The following is a 17,674-nucleotide window of genomic DNA, read 5'->3' on the forward strand; positions in this document are numbered from 1 at the left end:
TATTATGATTAATAAATATCTTATCCGTCTTATTATTTGGAGTGTCATTATTCTAAGTAGCATAACCCTATTTATAGCCATCATTACAAAAGGACTAAACTTAAATACAAACATTCTAGCTTTGTTACCAAACCAAGAGACCTCGCCTGAACTTACCTCAGCATCAAATAAGTTTTCTAACCGTATAAGTAATGATGTTATATTTTTAATAAGTTCTAAAGATCAGACTAAAGCTATAAATGCTGCAGCAAAATTTAGCAATTTACTTGAACAAAGTAATAACTTCACAACGGTAAATACTGGAGTAAACCAAGACCAGCAATTATCTTGGGCAAAATTTTATTTCCCATATAGACAACAATTACTTAGCGATAAAGACCAACAACTATTAGCTGATGAAAACTACGAAAGACTATACCAAAATGCTCTAGCAAATATATATAACCCAACAGGAGTAGTTAATCGTAACTTACTTAACAATGATCCTTTCTTTACATATCAAAACTATCTTTTTAATTTACCGAAACCAAGCTCCAACCTTAAGCTTAGAAATGGCTTTCTAGTAGCTGAAAAAAATAATACTTACTATGTTCTCATTAAAGCTGAAATTAAAGGACAGAGCTTTTCATTAACAACTCAAACTGAAATTATCAAAAGCATTAATAATGCTATCAAACAAATTAAATCAAATGACATTAATATTCTAAAAACTGGAATGCTCTTTTATGCAAATGCTGGAGCCGAAGATGCTCATCATGAGATAAATACTATTGGTATTGGTTCTATGATAGGCGTCTTGATTTTGATAATTCTAACATTTAGATCAATTATTCCTCTTTTTTTTACACTATTTTCAATCCTTTGTGGATTTATTGCTGCGTTTGTTGTTACACACTATATATTTGGTAGTGTCTTCTTATTTACGCTAGTTTTCGGTGCAAGTTTGATTGGTATATCTGTCGACTATGCTTTCTTTTACTATTCTGAAAAGCTTTTGGCTGATGCTAATTGGACTCCAAAAACAGGACTAAATCGTATTTTCAAAGGCATAACATTAGGACTTTTAAATGTTATTATAGCTTTTTTAGTTATAGCAATTGCACCTTTTCCTGGACTACATCAACTAGCAGTTTTTGGTATCGTTGGCTTAGCTGTGTCATACCTAACAGTGATATGCTTTTTCCCATATATTATCAATATCAAATCAAAAAGCCATAAGAGTATTCCTCTATTAAGGCTTACGGATAAATATCTAAATCTGTGGAAAAATATTAGTACAAAAAAAATTATTCTGATCTTACTAGCTCTAGTGATAATAATTATTGCGGGAATATATAAAATAAAACCTAATGATGATATTCATATATTACAATCAACTCCTAAAGAGCTCAAGGATGAAGAACAACAGCTTAAAAACATAATTGGCAGTGATATAGGTCTCAGCTATATTATCGTATTAGCTAAAAATGATAATACCCTTCTGTCAAAAGCTAATCATGTAACAAGCATTATTCGTAGTAACTTTGCTAATATTAAAAATCCACTAATTAGCATAAGTGACTATGTACCAGGCTTAGAGCAGCAGCAACAAAACTATAATCTTATACAAAACTTTATTAATACCAAATATCCACAAGAGTACCTTAAACAAATAGGTTTCTCAGAGGCTCAACAAGTAAAAGTAATAGATGAAATTAAAAATACAAAATTTAAGCCTCTGGAACTATCTGCATGGTTAGACAAACCTGTTTCAGCACAGATGAGATTTTTGTGGTTAGGAGACCAACCAAATGATTATAAAGCTGTGGCAATAGCACTTTCAAAAGATATTGATATTGCTAAACTACAAAGTTTGCTTAGCTCTATCGATAATGTTTATATTGTTGATAAGGTAAGTCAGATAAGTGATATTTTTGGTCATTATCGTAATATGATTTCTTACATAATGGCAATTGTATTTGTCTTGCTATGCTTGGGATTAACTGTTAGATATTCTTTTAGAAAATCTATAGTTTATATTGTAGTACCATTATTATCATGTCTAATATCTATAGCATTTCTTGGATTACTAAATATTCCTCTTACATTATTTAGCATCCTTGCGATAATACTTGTTTTAGGAATAAGTATGGATTATGTTTTATTCTTAGCTGAGAGCCATAATAGATTCAGTAGTACTATGCTAGCATTAGCACTATCAGCTATTACTACTATACTATCATTTGGGCTTTTAGCATTAAGTAATACTCCAGCTATTGAATATTTTGGTCTAACTGTACTAATAGGTATTTCGGTAGCATTTTTATTAGCTCCTATAGCAATTAAGGTACAAGGTTATGAAAAGTAAAATTCTTTCAACTATTTTTATATTCATCTTTTTAAGCGGTTGCTCATTGTTGCAAACAAAACAGCAAATCGATGTAAAGGTAGCTATAACACCAGATACAACTGTAACACTACCCCAGCCACAACAACTAGGTATTGATAAAACAATATCGCAAATAGTCTCTGCTACTTATTATGATAAAGATGGCAAACAAAAAAATCTAACAACAAATATGATTATTGAAGCCAACTCAAAACATATCATAATGGTAGCATTATCAGCTTGGGGTGGATCTTTATTTAAGCTTGATTATAATGGCAAAGATATCCAAAGTAGTAGCCTGCCAATGCCAAACCAAAATATTGGTGTTAAACAAAGCCTCACAGAGTTTATTATAAGCCAGGCACCTGTAAATATTGTCAAAGAGATGTTTGCTAATACAAATATTAGCGTATCAGAAAAAGCAAATGAAAGGATTTTAACTTCTAAAGACGGCAAAAAAATTCTAACAATAAAATATAGTGATAATAATAAAAAAATAACTATTCGCAACTATCACTACAACTATACTATTAATATAACAAATCTAAATTAATGGCTCTTGATGCCACTCTACTTTGCAAAAACACTATCAAAGCCATAATATTGTGCAAACTGCTCATTGTTCCATCCCCACTTTCTAATATATTCAGGATCATCTGATTTAGGAATTAAATCAATATAAATAATTTTAGTATTAGCTCTTAATGGTAGTTTTGTTAATAAAATATCTTTATTACCAGACTGTTGATAGTGTCTCACTTCGTTCATTCTAAGATGGTTATAATATCCTAATTGAAGATAAGCATAAAAAAACTTAACTACAAAAAATAATAGAGCAAAAACAAAAAATAAATATAATTTATCAAATAAATATGAGAAACCTGAGCGAAATAAGTATTTACATATTATATAGAAATATATAAGCATATATAGCATCTCAACTCGTATTTCTAAGCCAAACATAATAAGAAACGTTGTCAGAGAAACCGATATTAAGCATAGAATTGTAAGAACCTTAGTTTTTATATCCTTTTCAAAAGCAAAAACCATAAATACAGAAAGAATGAATGGTAGTGAAAGTTCAAACTTTGAAAAAAACTTCAGAGTTATATCAAATAAATTATGAAATATATACCCCAAAAGAGATTGCCCAGCAAGCATACCACTAGTTCTAGCAAAATTCCCAGGCGCCGCCATCATCACAATCCCAGCAACTATAAATGGTATAATAAAATATAAAGTATTCTGATTTAGTTTGTCTTTCTTGATAGCCTGATGAATTACATAATAAAAGCAAATGGTAAAAACCACCATAAAAAATGCTTCATTATATAAGCCCAAAAAAATTCCCAAAATAATACTTAATATTCTAGAGTGATTATTTTCTGCAAAAAGAAAATAGAAACCCCAGACAATTAGACTTATACCCCAAAGATACTGAATGCCTATAGTTTTCCACATTGCATTACCTAAAAAAGTATTTCCTATGAAGTAACCCATGAATAGACAAGCGTATATAACGAACTTTCTAGATAAAATGCTAACTTGATCTCTAAATATTAATTTATATAAATAAACAACCAACACAGTTAGTGCAACTGCATTTAGCATATCTACAACATAAATCAAAGATGGATAACTTTTATTAAAAAGAATATAAACTGGTAATTGTGCCGAAACTCTACCAGTCCAATAGAAATAGTCACTTCTAATGTGAAACCATACAGTTCCATCATGAAGAGCATTTACATTTGAACGCCAAAGATCATCCATCATCAAAGGTTGACACAGATTTATAATTAAAAAATAAGTGAATATCAAAAGGTAAACAAATACCTGATATTTTATATTTGATTTTGTACTAAGCATTTATAAAGTTTAAACAATTCATACAGTAAAAACATTATATATAATTTATGATCAAAAATACTGACTTTTTCTAAAAAGTGCTGACTTAGCCTTGACACGGCACATGAATCAAAAGTTACCGTTGCTTCCTTCCGGACCTGGCGGGGTTCACAATCTATCATTGCGTGGAAACCAAGTCAGCGTTAGGTATATTACTAGATATATCCAAGAATTACAAGCTAACAAAGCAAATTCCATTATCTAAGATAAATTGGTATTATTATCAAAAATAGTTAAATTTAATCAATATCATGATAATAGTTATATCCCCTGCTAAAAGTCAAAATTTTGAAACTGCAACGGCAAAATATCAATTTACACAGCCAATATTCAAAGATCAGATAACTAAGCTTATAAACACCCTTAAACACTATGAGGTTGATGAGATTGAAAAGCTAATGAAAATTAGTCCCAAACTAGCTGAAGAAGTATTTACTAAACATAATAGCTTTAACCCTAAGAATTATAACGAATCAAATTCAAAAGCTGCTATTTTCACATTTAGTGGAGACGTTTATAAAGGTCTTGAGGCAGATACACTAGATAAAGAGACTATCGAATATGCTCAAAATCATCTTTTGATGTTATCTGGACTGTATGGACTGATACGCCCTCTTGATTTAATGCAAGCTTATAGATTAGAAATGGGTACAAAAATTAAAATTGATGGAGAAATTCTATATAAGTATTGGCAAGATAAGATTACTGCTCAATTAAATGAATACTTCAGCCAGCAACAAAATAAAGTTTTGATAAACCTTGCTTCTAATGAATACTCACAAGCAATAGATAAAAAATCGTTAGATGCAAAGTGGTTAAATATTGATTTTAAGGAGAATAAAAATGGTACATATAAGACTATAGGGATTCATGCTAAAAAAGCACGTGGCTTAATGACAAAGTACATTCTTGAAAATAGAATAGAAAATATCAGTGATATTAAAAATTTCAATATAGCTAACTATAAATATAGTCCAGAACTTTCAACTGAAAATCTTATGTGCTTTACGAGATAGTTTATGAAGATAAGAATACTCTCTTTAGGAGAAAAACCACCCAAATGGGTTAGTGACGGTTACGATGAATACAAAAAACGCCTAAGCAAATCAATCCCACTTGAACTGATTGAATTACCAATAGCTAAACGAACTAAAACTGGTAATCCCAAACTTTGGATGGAACAAGAAGCAAAAACTATCCTTACTAAACTTAGTGACTCTGATCACTTGGTAATTCTTGATGTTAACTCTAAAATAATTTCAACGGAAGAATTAGCTGACAAAATGCAAAATTGGAAATTTAACAATCCGAATGTTGTGATTTTAATTGGTGGTCCAGATGGTATAGATCAAAGTATCAAAAATATTGCTAAAGAAAAAATATCCATATCAAAAATGACTTTCCCTCATCCTCTAGTACGTATCATTATTGCTGAACAGTTGTATAGAGCTTATACGATATTAGAAGGCCATCCTTATCATAAATAACCACAAAACCTAGCTTTTGTACACCTATCTTTATGATTTAAATCTTTAATAGTCTGAATGTCACAAAAACTATACTGAGAAAATATATTTGCTATATCATTCGCTTGGGTGAAGCCATGCTCTATATACAAATATCCTCCTTGCTTTAGAAAACCACTTGCTTGTGATATGATTATTCTAATATCTGCTAAGCCATTATCTGCTGCAAATAAAGCTTTTGATGGTTCATGCTCTCTAACACTATCATCAATATTGGCATCGTCAACATCTATATATGGTGGATTTGATACAATGATGTCAAACTTAGTCCCATCTAAATTTTCATACCAACTACTTTGCATAAATTCAACATTAACAATCTTATTGGCTAGAGCATTTTTTTTAGCAACATCTAGAGTCTTAGAGTATAAATCAACAGCTACAACTTGACTCTTAGGCAGCTCATCAGCCAAAGCTAAAGCAATTGCTCCAGAGCCCGTACCAAGATCTAGTATTCTTAGTTGAGCATTTTTATCTTGTATATCATCTAGCACTGCAGCAACTACAGCTTCAGTATCTGCTCGGGGTATGAGAGTATCTTCGGTCACATATAATTTTTGATTCCAAAAATATTTATAACCAAGAATATAAGCTAATGGTTCACCCGCCAAGAGACATAAAGTTTTCTCATTTATTTTTGCAAGCGTCGCTTGATTTAGACATTTATCGGGATTTAGATAAAGATAAGTCTTATCAACACCTAAAACATCACTAATAATCATTTGTAGATCATATTTTATTGATGAGTCACTTTGAGGAAATTTAGCTACAGCTGAAGCTAACAGTTGAGATATTGAGATATTACTCATCTGACATAGTTGCTAGAAGATCAGCTTGATGCTCTAAGATTAGTGGCTGGATAATACTATCTAGACTTCCTTCCATAACCTCATCAAGTTTATAAAGAGTCAAGTTAATACGATGGTCAGTAACTCTACCTTGAGGATAGTTATATGTTCTAATTCGCTCAGATCTATCACCACTACCAACTAAACTTTTACGCGCATCAGACTGCTCTTTTTGTTGCTTATCAATCTCTGCTTGTAGAAGTTTTGACTTAAGCATAGACATTGCAGCAGCACGGTTTTTATGTTGTGATCTTTGATCTTGACACTCGACAACTACACCTGTTGGGATATGCGTAATTCTAATTGCTGAATCAGTCTTGTTGACGTGCTGTCCTCCTGCTCCAGATGCTCTAAAAGTGTCAACTTTAATATCAGCAGGATTTATATCAATTCCCTCAACCTCATCTGCTTCAGGCATAACTGCAACAGTACATGCTGAGGTATGGATTCTACCTTGAGACTCTGTAGCTGGAACCCTTTGCACTCTATGGGCACCAGATTCAAACTTCAATTGAGAATATACACCATCACCATTTATCTTTGAGATAATTTCTTTATAGCCGCCATGCTCTCCTTCACTAGCTGAAATAACTTCTATTTTCCAACCTCTTTGCTCAGCATATTTTGAATACATCTTAAACAAATCTCCAGAGAATATCGATGCTTCATCTCCACCTGTTCCAGCTCTAATTTCCAAGAATATATTAGCGTCATCATTTGGATCACGAGGTAAAAGAAGTATCTGCAATTCGTCCTCAAGTCTTTCGATAGCCTCATTAGCTGACTTTAACTCTTCTTTTGCCATTTCAACAAGTTCAGCATCTTTCTCATTTAACATTTCATAAGCAGCTTCTTTATCTTCAAGAGCTTGCGTATATTCCTTAAATGCCTTTACAATAGGCTCAAGATGAGAATACTCTTTCGATAAATCTCTAAACTTATTCTGATCTGAAATAACGTCAGCCTCACCCAAAAGAACACTAACCTCTTCATGTCTTTCTATCAAACTCTGTAGTTTTACTTTAATAGAATCTTTCATTTACTTTTCCACATTTAAACCAAACATTCGTTTCATACATACTAGACAGTCACTTCTACCCTGCTTAGAAGCCTCTTTCATGCCAACAACAGGATAGTGTAATACTTTCTTTTTAATTTCATAAGCAAATCTCTTTAGTACTTCTTCAGGATCTTTACCATTTCTTATTTTTGCTAAGCTTTTTTCTAATGATAAATCCACTAAACCATCAGCTTTCTGAAACAGTTCCTTAATAGCACTATTAGAAATAATTGCCTTTTCTTTTTCTAAATAATCTTCTAATGATTTTACGATAATTTTTTGAGCTCTTGAGCTCTCATGCTTTCTTTTATCTTTATTACCTTCTATAACACTATTAATATCATCGACACAGTAATACGCATTTTGCTCTAGATCTCCAAGTTTAGGATCTAATGCCTGCGGTATAGAAATATCAATAAAAACTCTTGGCTTTTCTCCTACATCTTCACATTTAACTATGTACTCAGTAACATTAACTGCTGCAATTATAATATCCGCTTTTTTAATTAGTTTAGACAAATCTGATAAATAATAGGCACTAGCATTACTAAAATTAGATGTAATTTTTTCGGCCTTCTCTATAGTTCTATTAGCTAGCATAATATGCCTAGGATTAAGAGCTGTTACGTGTCGAAATAAAAGCTCTCCTGTTTGACCAGCACCTATTATGAGCACATTTTTAGCAGAAATATTATCCAATTGCTTTTTAGCTAAGCTAATTGCTGAGAATGCTACAGATACTGGACAATGCCCTATTCTAGTTTCACTACGAACTTTTTTAGCAGTTGCAAAAACTTTCTGAAAAACTCTATCTAATTCTTTACCTATAGCATGATTTTTTTTACTAAGAGTATATGAATCCTTAACTTGTCCTAATATCTGTGGCTCTCCTAAAACCATAGATTCCAAGCCACAAGCTAGTTTCATCAAGTGCATAATTACTTCTGTACCTTGACGTAATTTAAAATAATCTCTTATTTTGAAATCTGGATTTCTAACATATCCTTGCCACCAAACCAAGACATCATCAACGACTCTTAGATCTATTATTTCAAGATATACTTCAGTACGATTACATGTTGATAGAATAACCGCATGGATGACATTATCTATTGCTAATATTGACTTATATAACATCGATACATCAAGCCCTGAAAGTGCAAACTCACTACGAACTTCTATTGGGGATTTTTTATAATCAATTGCTAAAGATATTAATGCCATGTTCAAATAATTTTTAAATGTAAATAACTAGTAATTAAACTTAGAAAAATAAATCAATATTCTAACATAAAAGACTCGAACATTACATTCCAATCTAATCAATAAACTTAGAACGTTGGCAACTTTTATGTTAAGATGTTGTAAGTTTACTATAAACAAACTTAATTTGTAGACGCTAATTAATTATGAAAAATCTATCTAAAAAACAAAGTCAAGCTCTCTATACTATAGCGGGCATAATAATTGTAGCTATCATCTACGCTATAATTTTACAATTTTATAACTCGAATAATGAAAAAAAGATGTTTGCTGCATCTGATATGTACCAAAGAGCTCTGATTGCAAATGAAAACCCCAAATCTCCAACAAGTATAAAGATATCAAAATTTGAAGAGGTAACAAAAAACTACCCAAATACTAGTTTTGGAATATTTGCTAGTTGGCAATTAGCAGATTTATATATGGCTCCAACAGATCTAGATACTAAGAGTTTCAATATTAATATATCCAACCTTCCTAAAGCTATTGATGTATTACAACAGAGTGTCCAAAGCAACCCTGATGATAGCTTAACTAATATTACAAAAGTTAGACTTGCTAAGCTATACATATCCAGTAATGACCCAGATAAAGCTATCAGTACGCTTCAAAGCATTAGCTCTCTAGATAGCAATGCATACCCGTTAATGTTATTAGGCGAGGCTTATAGTGAGAAAAAAGATAAAGCTAAAGCATCAGAAGCTTGGAACAAAGCTCTACAAGATCCTAACAGTTCACCTGAATTCAAACAAATAATTACTCAACTTCTAAATAACGCCAATTAATCATGAAAAAATTATTTCTAGTAATAGTTCCATTGCTACTATCATTATTAGCTACTAGCTGTTCTACAAGTAATGTTCCTCCACCAACCCCGCTTGCTCAAAAACCACCTAAAGAAGCAAAAGTAAAAGTCAAATGGAGTAGAAAAACAGGTAATGGCAACGGTGGACTACCAATTTATAATGTATCCCCTACTTATGCAAATAATACAGTATTTGTCCCCAACCAAAACGGAGTAGCCTATGGTTTATCAATTACAGACGGTAAAATAATTTGGAAACATGATACTGGTACCATACTATCGTCACAACCGAACACGATAGCAAATGCAGTAATTTTTGGGTCTGTAAAAGGTGTATTAACTGCTGTTGATCAAAAAGATGGAAAAATACTATGGCGTACTGATGCTCCAAGTAGCATTTTTTCTCAACCAACAATATATAGTAATCATTTATATACTCATACTCATGATGGTTCCGTAACATCTTTTGATGCCACAAATGGATCCAAAGTATGGAATGTAACGAATAACATACCAGAGATAACTCTACCAAGTGACTCATCGCCCATCATACTTAATGACACCGTGATGGTGGGATCTGCTTTTGGTACAGTATTAGGCTTCACTTTAGACAGTGGCGATAGAACTATCAACCTACCTGTTGCCATAGCACATGGCTCGTCCCCAGCTGACAAAATGGTTGATATTACAGCTAATCCAATGCTGTACGGTAACTACCTAATTTTCGCTGCTTTTCAAGGTGCTATTGTAGCTCTAGACAAAGATACTGGCAAAATGCTTTGGGCAAAGAAAGCCTCTATAATCAATAATATGGCTATCAACAACGGTGTAATTTTCACAGCACAAGCCAATAGCGAACTCAAGGCTTATGATATCCAAACAGGGGATACTGTCTGGACCCAAAGTACACTTGAATGGCGTAAAATAACTGCTCCCATTTATTACAAAGGATTAATAGTAGTTGCTGACTATCAAGGCTTCCTACATTTCTTTAACTCATTGAATGGAGATTACTTAGGTAGATACAAACTTACACCTAAAAGTGACTTTTTTGATTATGGAATTTCAGGACAGCTGGTTCCAACTGAAAAAGGTATACTGATAGAAGCTGACAGTGGAACAACATACTTAGTCGATGCTCATAGTGATAGAGTTATTTATGAAAATATCCTTGGCGACTACAAAGTCAACAGAGGCAAAAATGTCAAAGTCATATATCCTCTAGAGCAACCAAAATCAGGCTCTATTGAAAGCTCTCCAAAAGCTCTACCAGACAAAGAAGTAGACTCTAATAAAACTAGTAAAAATGATACTGGCTCAAAGCCTGCTACTACTGCTACAAGCACTAAAGATATACAAAACCCAGCAAATCAAGAAATGATAAACTCAACCCCGGTATCAAATACCTCAACAAAGGCTGAGAAAAATGAAAATACTGACTCTTCAATAGCTGAAGGAGTTGTTACATCTAACAAAGTACAACCTACACCAAAAGGTAAAAATGCTACTATAATTATTGGTGATTTTAGTAAAGGTGACTCTGACTAATGTATAAAGGTATAAGACCATCAATTTTTATTCTAATACTAATGGTTTCACTAGGACCTTTCGGCGATACTATTTATGCTCCTGCCTTACCAGAGATCAAAACTATTTTAGGTACTGATTATCCACATGTACAACTAACCATTACTTCTTATTTACTTGGTTACTCAGTTAGCCAACTTCTATATGGTCCATTTTCAGATAGATTTGGACGTAAGCCTGTAATGCTAGTAGGCTCAAGCTTTTTTATCATTAGCTCAATAATATGTTTACTTAGTACAAATATTGATACTCTAATTTATGCAAGATTACTACAAGGGTTTGGTGCTGCAGCTGGAGGGGTTATAGCAACAGTCGCTGTTAAAGATGCTTTCAAAGTTAATGAACAGGGTGCTATATTTGCTATTATGAATATCGCTTTTGCTTTAGCTCCAGCGTTTGGTGCAGTTTTAGGAGTATTTCTTAGTCCTAACTTAATTTTTTGGATCCTACTAGTCGCAGCTACATTATTATTTATCAAAGTAGCACTTTTTTTCCCAGAAACTGTCAAGGAAAAAAACATGGATGCACTGACTATCAAATCATTCTTTCAGAACTACTTCTCTCTTTTTAAAGATCATCAATTCTTCTTTGCAACCTTTGTATTAGGAATAAATATTAGTGTGATATATGCATGTTTAGTTACAGCTCCAGATATATTTATAAATATATTGAAACTTGAAAAAGCTAATTTCCTATACTTACTTACAATTATGGTTACAGCAGTAGTATTAGGGTCAATTATTTGCTCAAAATTAAGTCGCGTAATAGCATACAAGCATCTAGTTAATTTTGGTATGCTTTGTACTTTGATATCAGGAATACTCTTTATTTATGCCTTCCAAAAATTAACAGGACTAACTCTTTCTATAGCTTTAACCGGTGTTCTTTCTCTCACATTCATAGGTGTATCATTCAGTGTACCCTTATTAACACCAATAGCATTAGAAAACTTTACTACTACTGCTGGTGCTGCATCTTCAGTCATGGGGTTTATGCAGATGGGCATCGCTTCAATCACAACTGCTGTAATTAGTCAAATTCATTTTGGTAGTGAATTTACTTTAGCTTTTGCTTTTGTATTGCTACCACTTATTGGACTAATAATATTCTTCCCTTATAGTTGTTACTTCCTTAAGAAGTAAATATCCAAAGCCTTTATAGTCTTAGGCTTACGAATTAAAATAATTATATGATAGAATCTACTCTAAGTAATATATTTCAAATATTTAATAATTTATAAATGCAAAATTATAATGCTAAATCTATCGAGGTCCTCACAGGATTAGATCCTGTAAAAAAAAGACCTGGTATGTATACAAATACTGAAAACCCGAATCACCTTATACAAGAGATTGTTGATAACAGTGTTGATGAGGTTCTAGCGGGACATGCCAGTAAAATAAATATCACTCTATATAATGATAACAGTATAGAAGTTGCTGACGATGGTCGAGGTATGCCTGTAGATATTCATCCTGAGCATAAAATGTCTGGGATTGAGCTTATTATGACCAAACTACATTCAGGTGGTAAATTTAGTAACAAAAACTATACTCACTCAGGTGGCCTTCATGGAGTTGGGGTGTCCGTTGTCAATGCTCTGTCAAGCAAACTTGAAGCAGAAATCAAACGTGATGGTAATGTTTATCAAATAACTTTTGAAGATGGTCTAAAAACTAAAGATTTAGAGATCATTGATAGCGTTGGTAAAAAAAATACTGGTACTAAAATTAGATTTTGGCCTAACAAAAAATATTTTGATGATATCAAAGTTAACGTTAAAGCTCTTAAAAATCTCTTGGAAGCTAAAGCCATACTATGTAAAGCACTTACAATTAAATATTTAAATGAAATAAAAAAAGAAAGAATCACGTGGCATTTTGAAACAGGGTTAAAAGGTTATCTTGATCATAAATTAGAGGCTGAAACACTTCCTCTTGAGCCTTTTATGATAGATAATTTTTCAAATGGTGATTCTTATTTAGATGCTGTATTTTGCTGGTGTGAAGATCCTTTAGAAAGCATCAAAAATAGTTATGTTAATCTAATTCCAACACCGCAAGATGGTACACATGTTACAGGTCTGAAAAATGGAGTTTATGATGCAATTAAGGCGTATATTGAAAAAAACTCTCTTGGAGCAAAGAACATCAAAGTTACAGCTAATGATTCCTTTGCTAAATTAAACTACGTAATATCAGTAAAAATAACAAATCCTCAATTTGCAGGACAAACAAAAGAGAAACTTTCCAATAAGGATGTAACATCATTTGTAGCCACTGCTGTCAAAGATTTGCTAACAATATGGCTAAACCAAAATCCTGAAGAAGCGCGTCAAATTATTGAAAATATTAATAGTGTTGCTCAAAAAAGAATCAACGCTGATAAAAAAACAGCTCGTAAGCGTATTATGAATACTTCAATTCGGTTACCCGGCAAGCTTACAGACTGTATTAGCTCTGATGTTAGTTCTACTGAACTTTTTATAGTAGAGGGTGACTCTGCTGGAGGCTCTGCTAAACAAGCTCGTGATAAAAACTTTCAAGCCGTCCTACCTCTTAAAGGTAAAATCCTAAACAGCTGGGAGCTTGATGCAGATACCATTATGAACTCTCAAGAAGTTCATAACATCGCTACAGCAATTGGTGTTGACCCAGATAGCGATGACATTTCGGGTTTAAGATATAATAAAATCTGTATACTCGCCGATGCTGACTCTGACGGTCTGCATATTGCCACTCTTTTATGTGCCATGTTTCTTAAACATTTTAGAAAACTTATTGAATGTGGACACATTTATATAGCCCAACCACCACTATTTAGAGTTGATATTGGTAAGAATACCTTTTATGCTCTTGATGAAAATGAAAAAGAAAAAATCTTAGCTGAAAATTCTAAACTAACTGGCAAAATAAATATCATGCGTTTCAAAGGTCTTGGCGAGATGAATCCTATCCAATTACGTGAATCTGCAATGGATGTTTCATCGAGAAGACTTTTACAGCTTACAGTTTCTAATACTTATGATGATGCTGAAATTTTAGATATGCTTTTGGCGAAAAAAAGAGCCAAAGACCGTCGTGATTGGCTTGAAAATCATGGTGATAAAGCTGAAATTGAATAAATTTTGCAATTTATTTGCAAACTTCAGCTAATCTTCCTGTCATCACCCCTAAGATAGCATCATCTGTTTCATTCATTCCTTTGCCCGTAGCCAATATTGCAATATTTTTGATAGTATCTTCTACATCATCACCAACAATACCGTCATGTGGAGTTACCGTATTACCAAGCATTGCAGCATTTACAGCATCAAACGCTGCATATACGGAGTTTGCTATCTTAATAGAGCATGATGAATTAGCACCATCACACATAATACCGATAATTCCTGCTAAAGCATTAATAATAGATTTCTCAACTTTTTCTTCCGATAGTTCTAGCATCATTGCAAGACCACCAGCAATTCCTGCTGATGCGCACGTAGGACCACATAACGCAGATAGTCTACCGATACGTGACTTTATATAAACCGTTGATACAATTGCAAAAAATAAAGCTTGATAAAGCTTATCTTGAGACTTACCTCTTGACTTAGCAAATTCGATCAATGGTAAAGATAATGTTAAACCTATATTACCACTACCTGCAGCTGTCATCACAGGCAAAGCCGAACCACCCATCCTAGCATCACTTCCAGCCGATGCTGCAGCTGCCGCACGATTACGGATATCATCGCCATAGAAACCGTTATCAATTCCTGAACGAATATTTCTACCTGTCTGGATACCATACTGATGAGCTAAGCCTTCATTAGATATATTACAGTTATCTTTAACAATTTTATCTAACATATCACTAATTTTAGATGTATCTAATTGTAATGCGATTCCATAAATCTCTTTAATTGAAAATTTAGAAATTATTTCATCAACAAGATTACTCTTATTATCTTCATCATTAACTTCATAAATAACTTCATCATTCTTTTTGATTAGAGTAATATTTGTATGTGTATATTTAAACTCAACCACAACCTTATCTTCGTTGTGATATGCTTCTATGCGTATATATAATTTTACGGGTACAGATGCATTAAACACTTTAATGCAATCTTTATCTAAATATTTTTGTACTTTTGGTAACTCTGCATCAGTCACTCCAGAAATAACCATAAGCTCTTTAGCCGCGTTCCCTGCGATTGTACCCATTGCAACAGAGGCTTCTATACCAATCATTCCACCACTATTCGGTACAGTTACGCTTTTTACATTCTTAATCATATTACCAGAGGCAAAAACATCTATCCTATCAGGTATATGCCCTAACACATCTCTTGTTTTTGCAGCACAATACGCCAAAGCAACTGGCTCTGTACAGCCTTCTGCTGGCACAACTTCTTTGTACAACAAATCTATTAACTGTTGTTCTCTACTCATCTCTGCGACCTCCTTTAGACTTAAAATCTACTTTTTCCCATTCAAAAAAACTACCTGGATCTGTTTTTCTACCAGGAGCAATATCACTATGAGCTGCGATATCAGTCAAGCTTGGATAACTTTGTTGTAAATCTTTTAATAAAATATTGAGCGACTCATATTGCTGTTGACTATACAAACTACTATCAGTGCCTTGCAGCTCTATCCCTATCGAAAAATCATTACATCCTTCTTGGCCATTGAATTGACTTACTCCAGCATGCCAAGCCCTATCAGCCACGGATACAAACTGTATTACATCACCATCTCTTCTAATATAAAAATGTGCCGATACCTCAACACCTTGCAAACTCAAGAAGCTCTCATGTTGCTTACAATCAAGTTTATTAGTAAAAAGTTTTTCAACATTAGTATTATTGTACTCACCTTCCGGTAAACTTATACAATGTATAACTACTAGACTGATGATACTACTATTAGGTCTTTGATTGAAATTTGAGCTTTTTATACACTTAGCCTTTTTATACCAGCCCTGATCAAACATCTTAGTATTTAAAATTACTTACAATAGTATTATACTTTATCAACTAATTTGGTAATTTTGAATAAATTTAGCTATGAAATGTCTTGATTGTAAGCTTGCAAAAAGAACTTTTTTATACGGTATCGTAACATTAATTGTTGTATCACTCAGTTATAGCTTCTTAGATATAAAAGTAGCAAACTTTATACATACTAGTGACTTTTTTGGCACTGAAATTAGTACAGTAGCTGCTATGACATCTAAAGTATTCTCCCCTAAGGTTTGGGCTATACTTGCAGTTATAGTAACACTAATTTGTATATATAAGCATATAACCAAAAACCCTTCAGAGAAGCTTTATATTATGTCATTAACTTTGATAATGACTATTATAATTACTACCATAATAAAAATCATACTAGCAAGATACAGACCAGAAATGTTACTTTTTGATAATAGATATGGATTTCACTTTTTCTCTCTCAAAAAGGCTTACAACTCTATGCCATCTGGCCATACAGCATTAACTTTTGCAGGCTTACTTGCGATAGCCAACTTTTTTGATAAAAAATTTATCACTGTTATAGCTTTGGTAATATGCTGTTTTGTTGCTACTAGTAGAATTATTATATTAGATCATTTCATTTCTGACGTAATTCTTGCTGGATACATAGGTATTTTTACCTACTTATGGTCAAAAGCATTTGTTGAAAACAAAAGATTGAACAAATAATCAATTTATATATTCTTTGAAATAGGTCAAAGCTTTTCTATAAACCTCTTGCTTAAAGTAAACCACATGATTTATTGGATACCAATAACTTACCCATCGCCAATTATCAAACTCAGGCGAGTCGTTAGCCTCCAAGTTAATATTATTTTCTGAAGTTTTTAACCTTAGTAAAAACCATTTTTGCTTCTGCCCTATACATACTGGCTCACGACTTCTTACCAACGAATCAGGAATGTCATATTTAAACCAGTCTCTAGTAGATGCAATTACTTCAACATCATGAGGACGTAAACCTATCTCTTCATACAATTCCCTATACATCGCTTGTAAAGGCGTCTCACCTACTGCGACTCCACCTTGAGGAAATTGCCATGAAGTTCTACTCTTTCTTTGACCCCAAAACACTCTATTTTGTCTATTTAGTAAAACTATCGCTACATTTGCTCGATACCCACTTTTATCTATCATTATTCAAAGAAAACTATCTTCTTCCTAACCTTATTGTAAACTAATTTTTGTAAGTTTGATAATTTATAATTATATTTAGTTCATAACAATAGCTTCCATAAATATTAATAAAATGAGCATTTTTTGATTCTTTACTTATCTTCATC

General features: G+C 32.7%; 16 protein-coding genes and 1 other RNA gene. 9 read left to right on the forward strand and 8 right to left on the reverse strand.

Annotated elements, in window-relative coordinates; translation table 11 throughout:
* Positions 1–4: 4 nt before the first annotated feature.
* Both F3D59_RS05495 and F3D59_RS05500 read left to right on the forward strand, forming a co-directional pair.
* Positions 5–2,347, forward strand: coding sequence for an MMPL family transporter (locus tag F3D59_RS05495; protein WP_150464105.1), 2,343 nt, complete (start codon positions 5–7; stop codon positions 2,345–2,347).
* Complete coding sequence (locus F3D59_RS05500; RefSeq protein WP_150464106.1) at positions 2,337–2,921, forward strand: DUF3261 domain-containing protein; 585 nt, start codon at positions 2,337–2,339, stop codon at positions 2,919–2,921. The genes F3D59_RS05495 and F3D59_RS05500 overlap by 11 nt, the downstream gene beginning before the upstream one ends.
* 17 nt (positions 2,922–2,938) lie before the next feature.
* Here the strand turns inward: F3D59_RS05500 and F3D59_RS05505 are convergent, their stop codons facing one another.
* The gene (locus F3D59_RS05505; protein WP_150464107.1) at positions 2,939–4,237 is read right to left on the reverse strand and encodes a DUF6056 family protein; all 1,299 of its coding nucleotides are present in this window, start codon (positions 4,235–4,237) and stop codon (positions 2,939–2,941) included.
* A gap of 80 nt (positions 4,238–4,317) precedes the next feature.
* An RNA gene (ffs, locus tag F3D59_RS05510) (signal recognition particle sRNA small type) lies at positions 4,318–4,414 on the reverse strand.
* A 113-nt stretch (positions 4,415–4,527) separates the two neighbouring features.
* Between ffs and yaaA the strand changes: the two genes are divergently transcribed.
* Both yaaA and rlmH read left to right on the forward strand, forming a co-directional pair.
* Positions 4,528–5,292 (forward strand): peroxide stress protein YaaA, encoded by a 765-nt coding sequence (gene yaaA, locus F3D59_RS05515; protein WP_150464108.1) that lies wholly within the window; start codon positions 4,528–4,530, stop codon positions 5,290–5,292.
* A gap of 3 nt (positions 5,293–5,295) precedes the next feature.
* A complete protein-coding gene (gene rlmH / locus F3D59_RS05520; RefSeq protein WP_150464109.1) occupies positions 5,296–5,763 on the forward strand; it encodes a 23S rRNA (pseudouridine(1915)-N(3))-methyltransferase RlmH in 468 nt (155 codons plus the stop codon).
* Here rlmH and prmC read toward each other — a convergent pair.
* The 3 genes from prmC to F3D59_RS05535 are packed head-to-tail and all read right to left on the reverse strand — an operon-like array spanning position 5,754 to position 8,934.
* Entirely contained in the window at positions 5,754–6,611 is an 858-nt protein-coding gene (gene prmC / locus F3D59_RS05525) for a peptide chain release factor N(5)-glutamine methyltransferase (protein WP_150464110.1), read from the reverse strand. The genes rlmH and prmC overlap by 10 nt on opposite strands.
* Positions 6,604–7,689: a peptide chain release factor 1 gene (prfA, locus tag F3D59_RS05530; protein ID WP_146420828.1), complete on the reverse strand. Its 1,086-nt coding sequence runs from the start codon at positions 7,687–7,689 to the stop codon at positions 6,604–6,606. Before prfA ends, prmC begins: the two co-directional genes overlap by 8 nt.
* Positions 7,690–8,934: a glutamyl-tRNA reductase gene (locus F3D59_RS05535; RefSeq protein ID WP_150464111.1), complete on the reverse strand. Its 1,245-nt coding sequence runs from the start codon at positions 8,932–8,934 to the stop codon at positions 7,690–7,692.
* A gap of 185 nt (positions 8,935–9,119) precedes the next feature.
* Here F3D59_RS05535 and F3D59_RS05540 point away from each other — a divergent pair, with 185 nt between their 5' ends.
* From F3D59_RS05540 to parE, 4 genes are all read left to right on the forward strand, one after another.
* On the forward strand, positions 9,120–9,758 hold the full coding sequence (locus F3D59_RS05540) for a YfgM family protein (RefSeq protein WP_150464112.1): 639 nt from the start codon (positions 9,120–9,122) through the stop codon (positions 9,756–9,758).
* A gap of 2 nt (positions 9,759–9,760) precedes the next feature.
* Positions 9,761–11,326 (forward strand): PQQ-binding-like beta-propeller repeat protein, encoded by a 1,566-nt coding sequence (locus F3D59_RS05545; protein ID WP_150464113.1) that lies wholly within the window; start codon positions 9,761–9,763, stop codon positions 11,324–11,326.
* The gene (locus F3D59_RS05550; protein ID WP_146420832.1) at positions 11,326–12,507 is read left to right on the forward strand and encodes a multidrug effflux MFS transporter; all 1,182 of its coding nucleotides are present in this window, start codon (positions 11,326–11,328) and stop codon (positions 12,505–12,507) included. The genes F3D59_RS05545 and F3D59_RS05550 overlap by 1 nt, the downstream gene beginning before the upstream one ends.
* Positions 12,508–12,605: 98 nt before the next feature.
* Positions 12,606–14,489, forward strand: a complete 1,884-nt coding sequence (parE, locus tag F3D59_RS05555) for a DNA topoisomerase IV subunit B (RefSeq protein WP_150464114.1) — start codon at positions 12,606–12,608, stop codon at positions 14,487–14,489.
* 10 nt (positions 14,490–14,499) lie between these two features.
* Here the strand turns inward: parE and F3D59_RS05560 are convergent, their stop codons facing one another.
* On the reverse strand, positions 14,500–15,804 hold the full coding sequence (locus tag F3D59_RS05560; protein WP_150464115.1) for a serine dehydratase subunit alpha family protein: 1,305 nt from the start codon (positions 15,802–15,804) through the stop codon (positions 14,500–14,502).
* On the reverse strand, positions 15,797–16,348 hold the full coding sequence (ampD, locus tag F3D59_RS05565) for a 1,6-anhydro-N-acetylmuramyl-L-alanine amidase AmpD (protein ID WP_150464116.1): 552 nt from the start codon (positions 16,346–16,348) through the stop codon (positions 15,797–15,799). Before ampD ends, F3D59_RS05560 begins: the two co-directional genes overlap by 8 nt.
* A gap of 73 nt (positions 16,349–16,421) precedes the next feature.
* Between ampD and F3D59_RS05570 the strand changes: the two genes are divergently transcribed.
* The gene (locus tag F3D59_RS05570; protein ID WP_150464117.1) at positions 16,422–17,060 is read left to right on the forward strand and encodes a phosphatase PAP2 family protein; all 639 of its coding nucleotides are present in this window, start codon (positions 16,422–16,424) and stop codon (positions 17,058–17,060) included.
* Here the strand turns inward: F3D59_RS05570 and F3D59_RS05575 are convergent, their stop codons facing one another.
* Complete coding sequence (locus F3D59_RS05575; RefSeq protein WP_013922429.1) at positions 17,061–17,528, reverse strand: RNA pyrophosphohydrolase; 468 nt, start codon at positions 17,526–17,528, stop codon at positions 17,061–17,063. It abuts the gene before it with no gap.
* Between the last annotated feature and the right edge of the window lie 146 nt (positions 17,529–17,674).

It is taken from the genome of Francisella sp. XLW-1 (genome assembly GCF_008711455.1).
GTDB lineage: Bacteria > Pseudomonadota > Gammaproteobacteria > Francisellales > Francisellaceae > Francisella > Francisella salimarina.

What these genes read in the sequence shown, in the direction of transcription:
- F3D59_RS05540 (WP_150464112.1), top strand. Translation starts at nt 9,120, where the DNA reads ATGAAAAATCTATCTAAAAAACAAAGTCAAGCTCTCTATACTATAGCG.
- F3D59_RS05570 (WP_150464117.1), top strand. Translation starts at nt 16,422, where the DNA reads ATGAAATGTCTTGATTGTAAGCTTGCAAAAAGAACTTTTTTATACGGT.
- rlmH (WP_150464109.1), top strand. Translation starts at nt 5,296, where the DNA reads ATGAAGATAAGAATACTCTCTTTAGGAGAAAAACCACCCAAATGGGTT.
- ampD (WP_150464116.1), bottom strand. Translation starts at nt 16,348, where the DNA reads ATGTTTGATCAGGGCTGGTATAAAAAGGCTAAGTGTATAAAAAGCTCA.
- prmC (WP_150464110.1), bottom strand. Translation starts at nt 6,611, where the DNA reads ATGAGTAATATCTCAATATCTCAACTGTTAGCTTCAGCTGTAGCTAAA.
- yaaA (WP_150464108.1), top strand. Translation starts at nt 4,528, where the DNA reads ATGATAATAGTTATATCCCCTGCTAAAAGTCAAAATTTTGAAACTGCA.
- F3D59_RS05535 (WP_150464111.1), bottom strand. Translation starts at nt 8,934, where the DNA reads ATGGCATTAATATCTTTAGCAATTGATTATAAAAAATCCCCAATAGAA.
- F3D59_RS05545 (WP_150464113.1), top strand. Translation starts at nt 9,761, where the DNA reads ATGAAAAAATTATTTCTAGTAATAGTTCCATTGCTACTATCATTATTA.
- F3D59_RS05550 (WP_146420832.1), top strand. Translation starts at nt 11,326, where the DNA reads ATGTATAAAGGTATAAGACCATCAATTTTTATTCTAATACTAATGGTT.
- prfA (WP_146420828.1), bottom strand. Translation starts at nt 7,689, where the DNA reads ATGAAAGATTCTATTAAAGTAAAACTACAGAGTTTGATAGAAAGACAT.
- F3D59_RS05560 (WP_150464115.1), bottom strand. Translation starts at nt 15,804, where the DNA reads ATGAGTAGAGAACAACAGTTAATAGATTTGTTGTACAAAGAAGTTGTG.
- F3D59_RS05495 (WP_150464105.1), top strand. Translation starts at nt 5, where the DNA reads ATGATTAATAAATATCTTATCCGTCTTATTATTTGGAGTGTCATTATT.
- F3D59_RS05505 (WP_150464107.1), bottom strand. Translation starts at nt 4,237, where the DNA reads ATGCTTAGTACAAAATCAAATATAAAATATCAGGTATTTGTTTACCTT.
- F3D59_RS05500 (WP_150464106.1), top strand. Translation starts at nt 2,337, where the DNA reads ATGAAAAGTAAAATTCTTTCAACTATTTTTATATTCATCTTTTTAAGC.
- parE (WP_150464114.1), top strand. Translation starts at nt 12,606, where the DNA reads ATGCAAAATTATAATGCTAAATCTATCGAGGTCCTCACAGGATTAGAT.
- F3D59_RS05575 (WP_013922429.1), bottom strand. Translation starts at nt 17,528, where the DNA reads ATGATAGATAAAAGTGGGTATCGAGCAAATGTAGCGATAGTTTTACTA.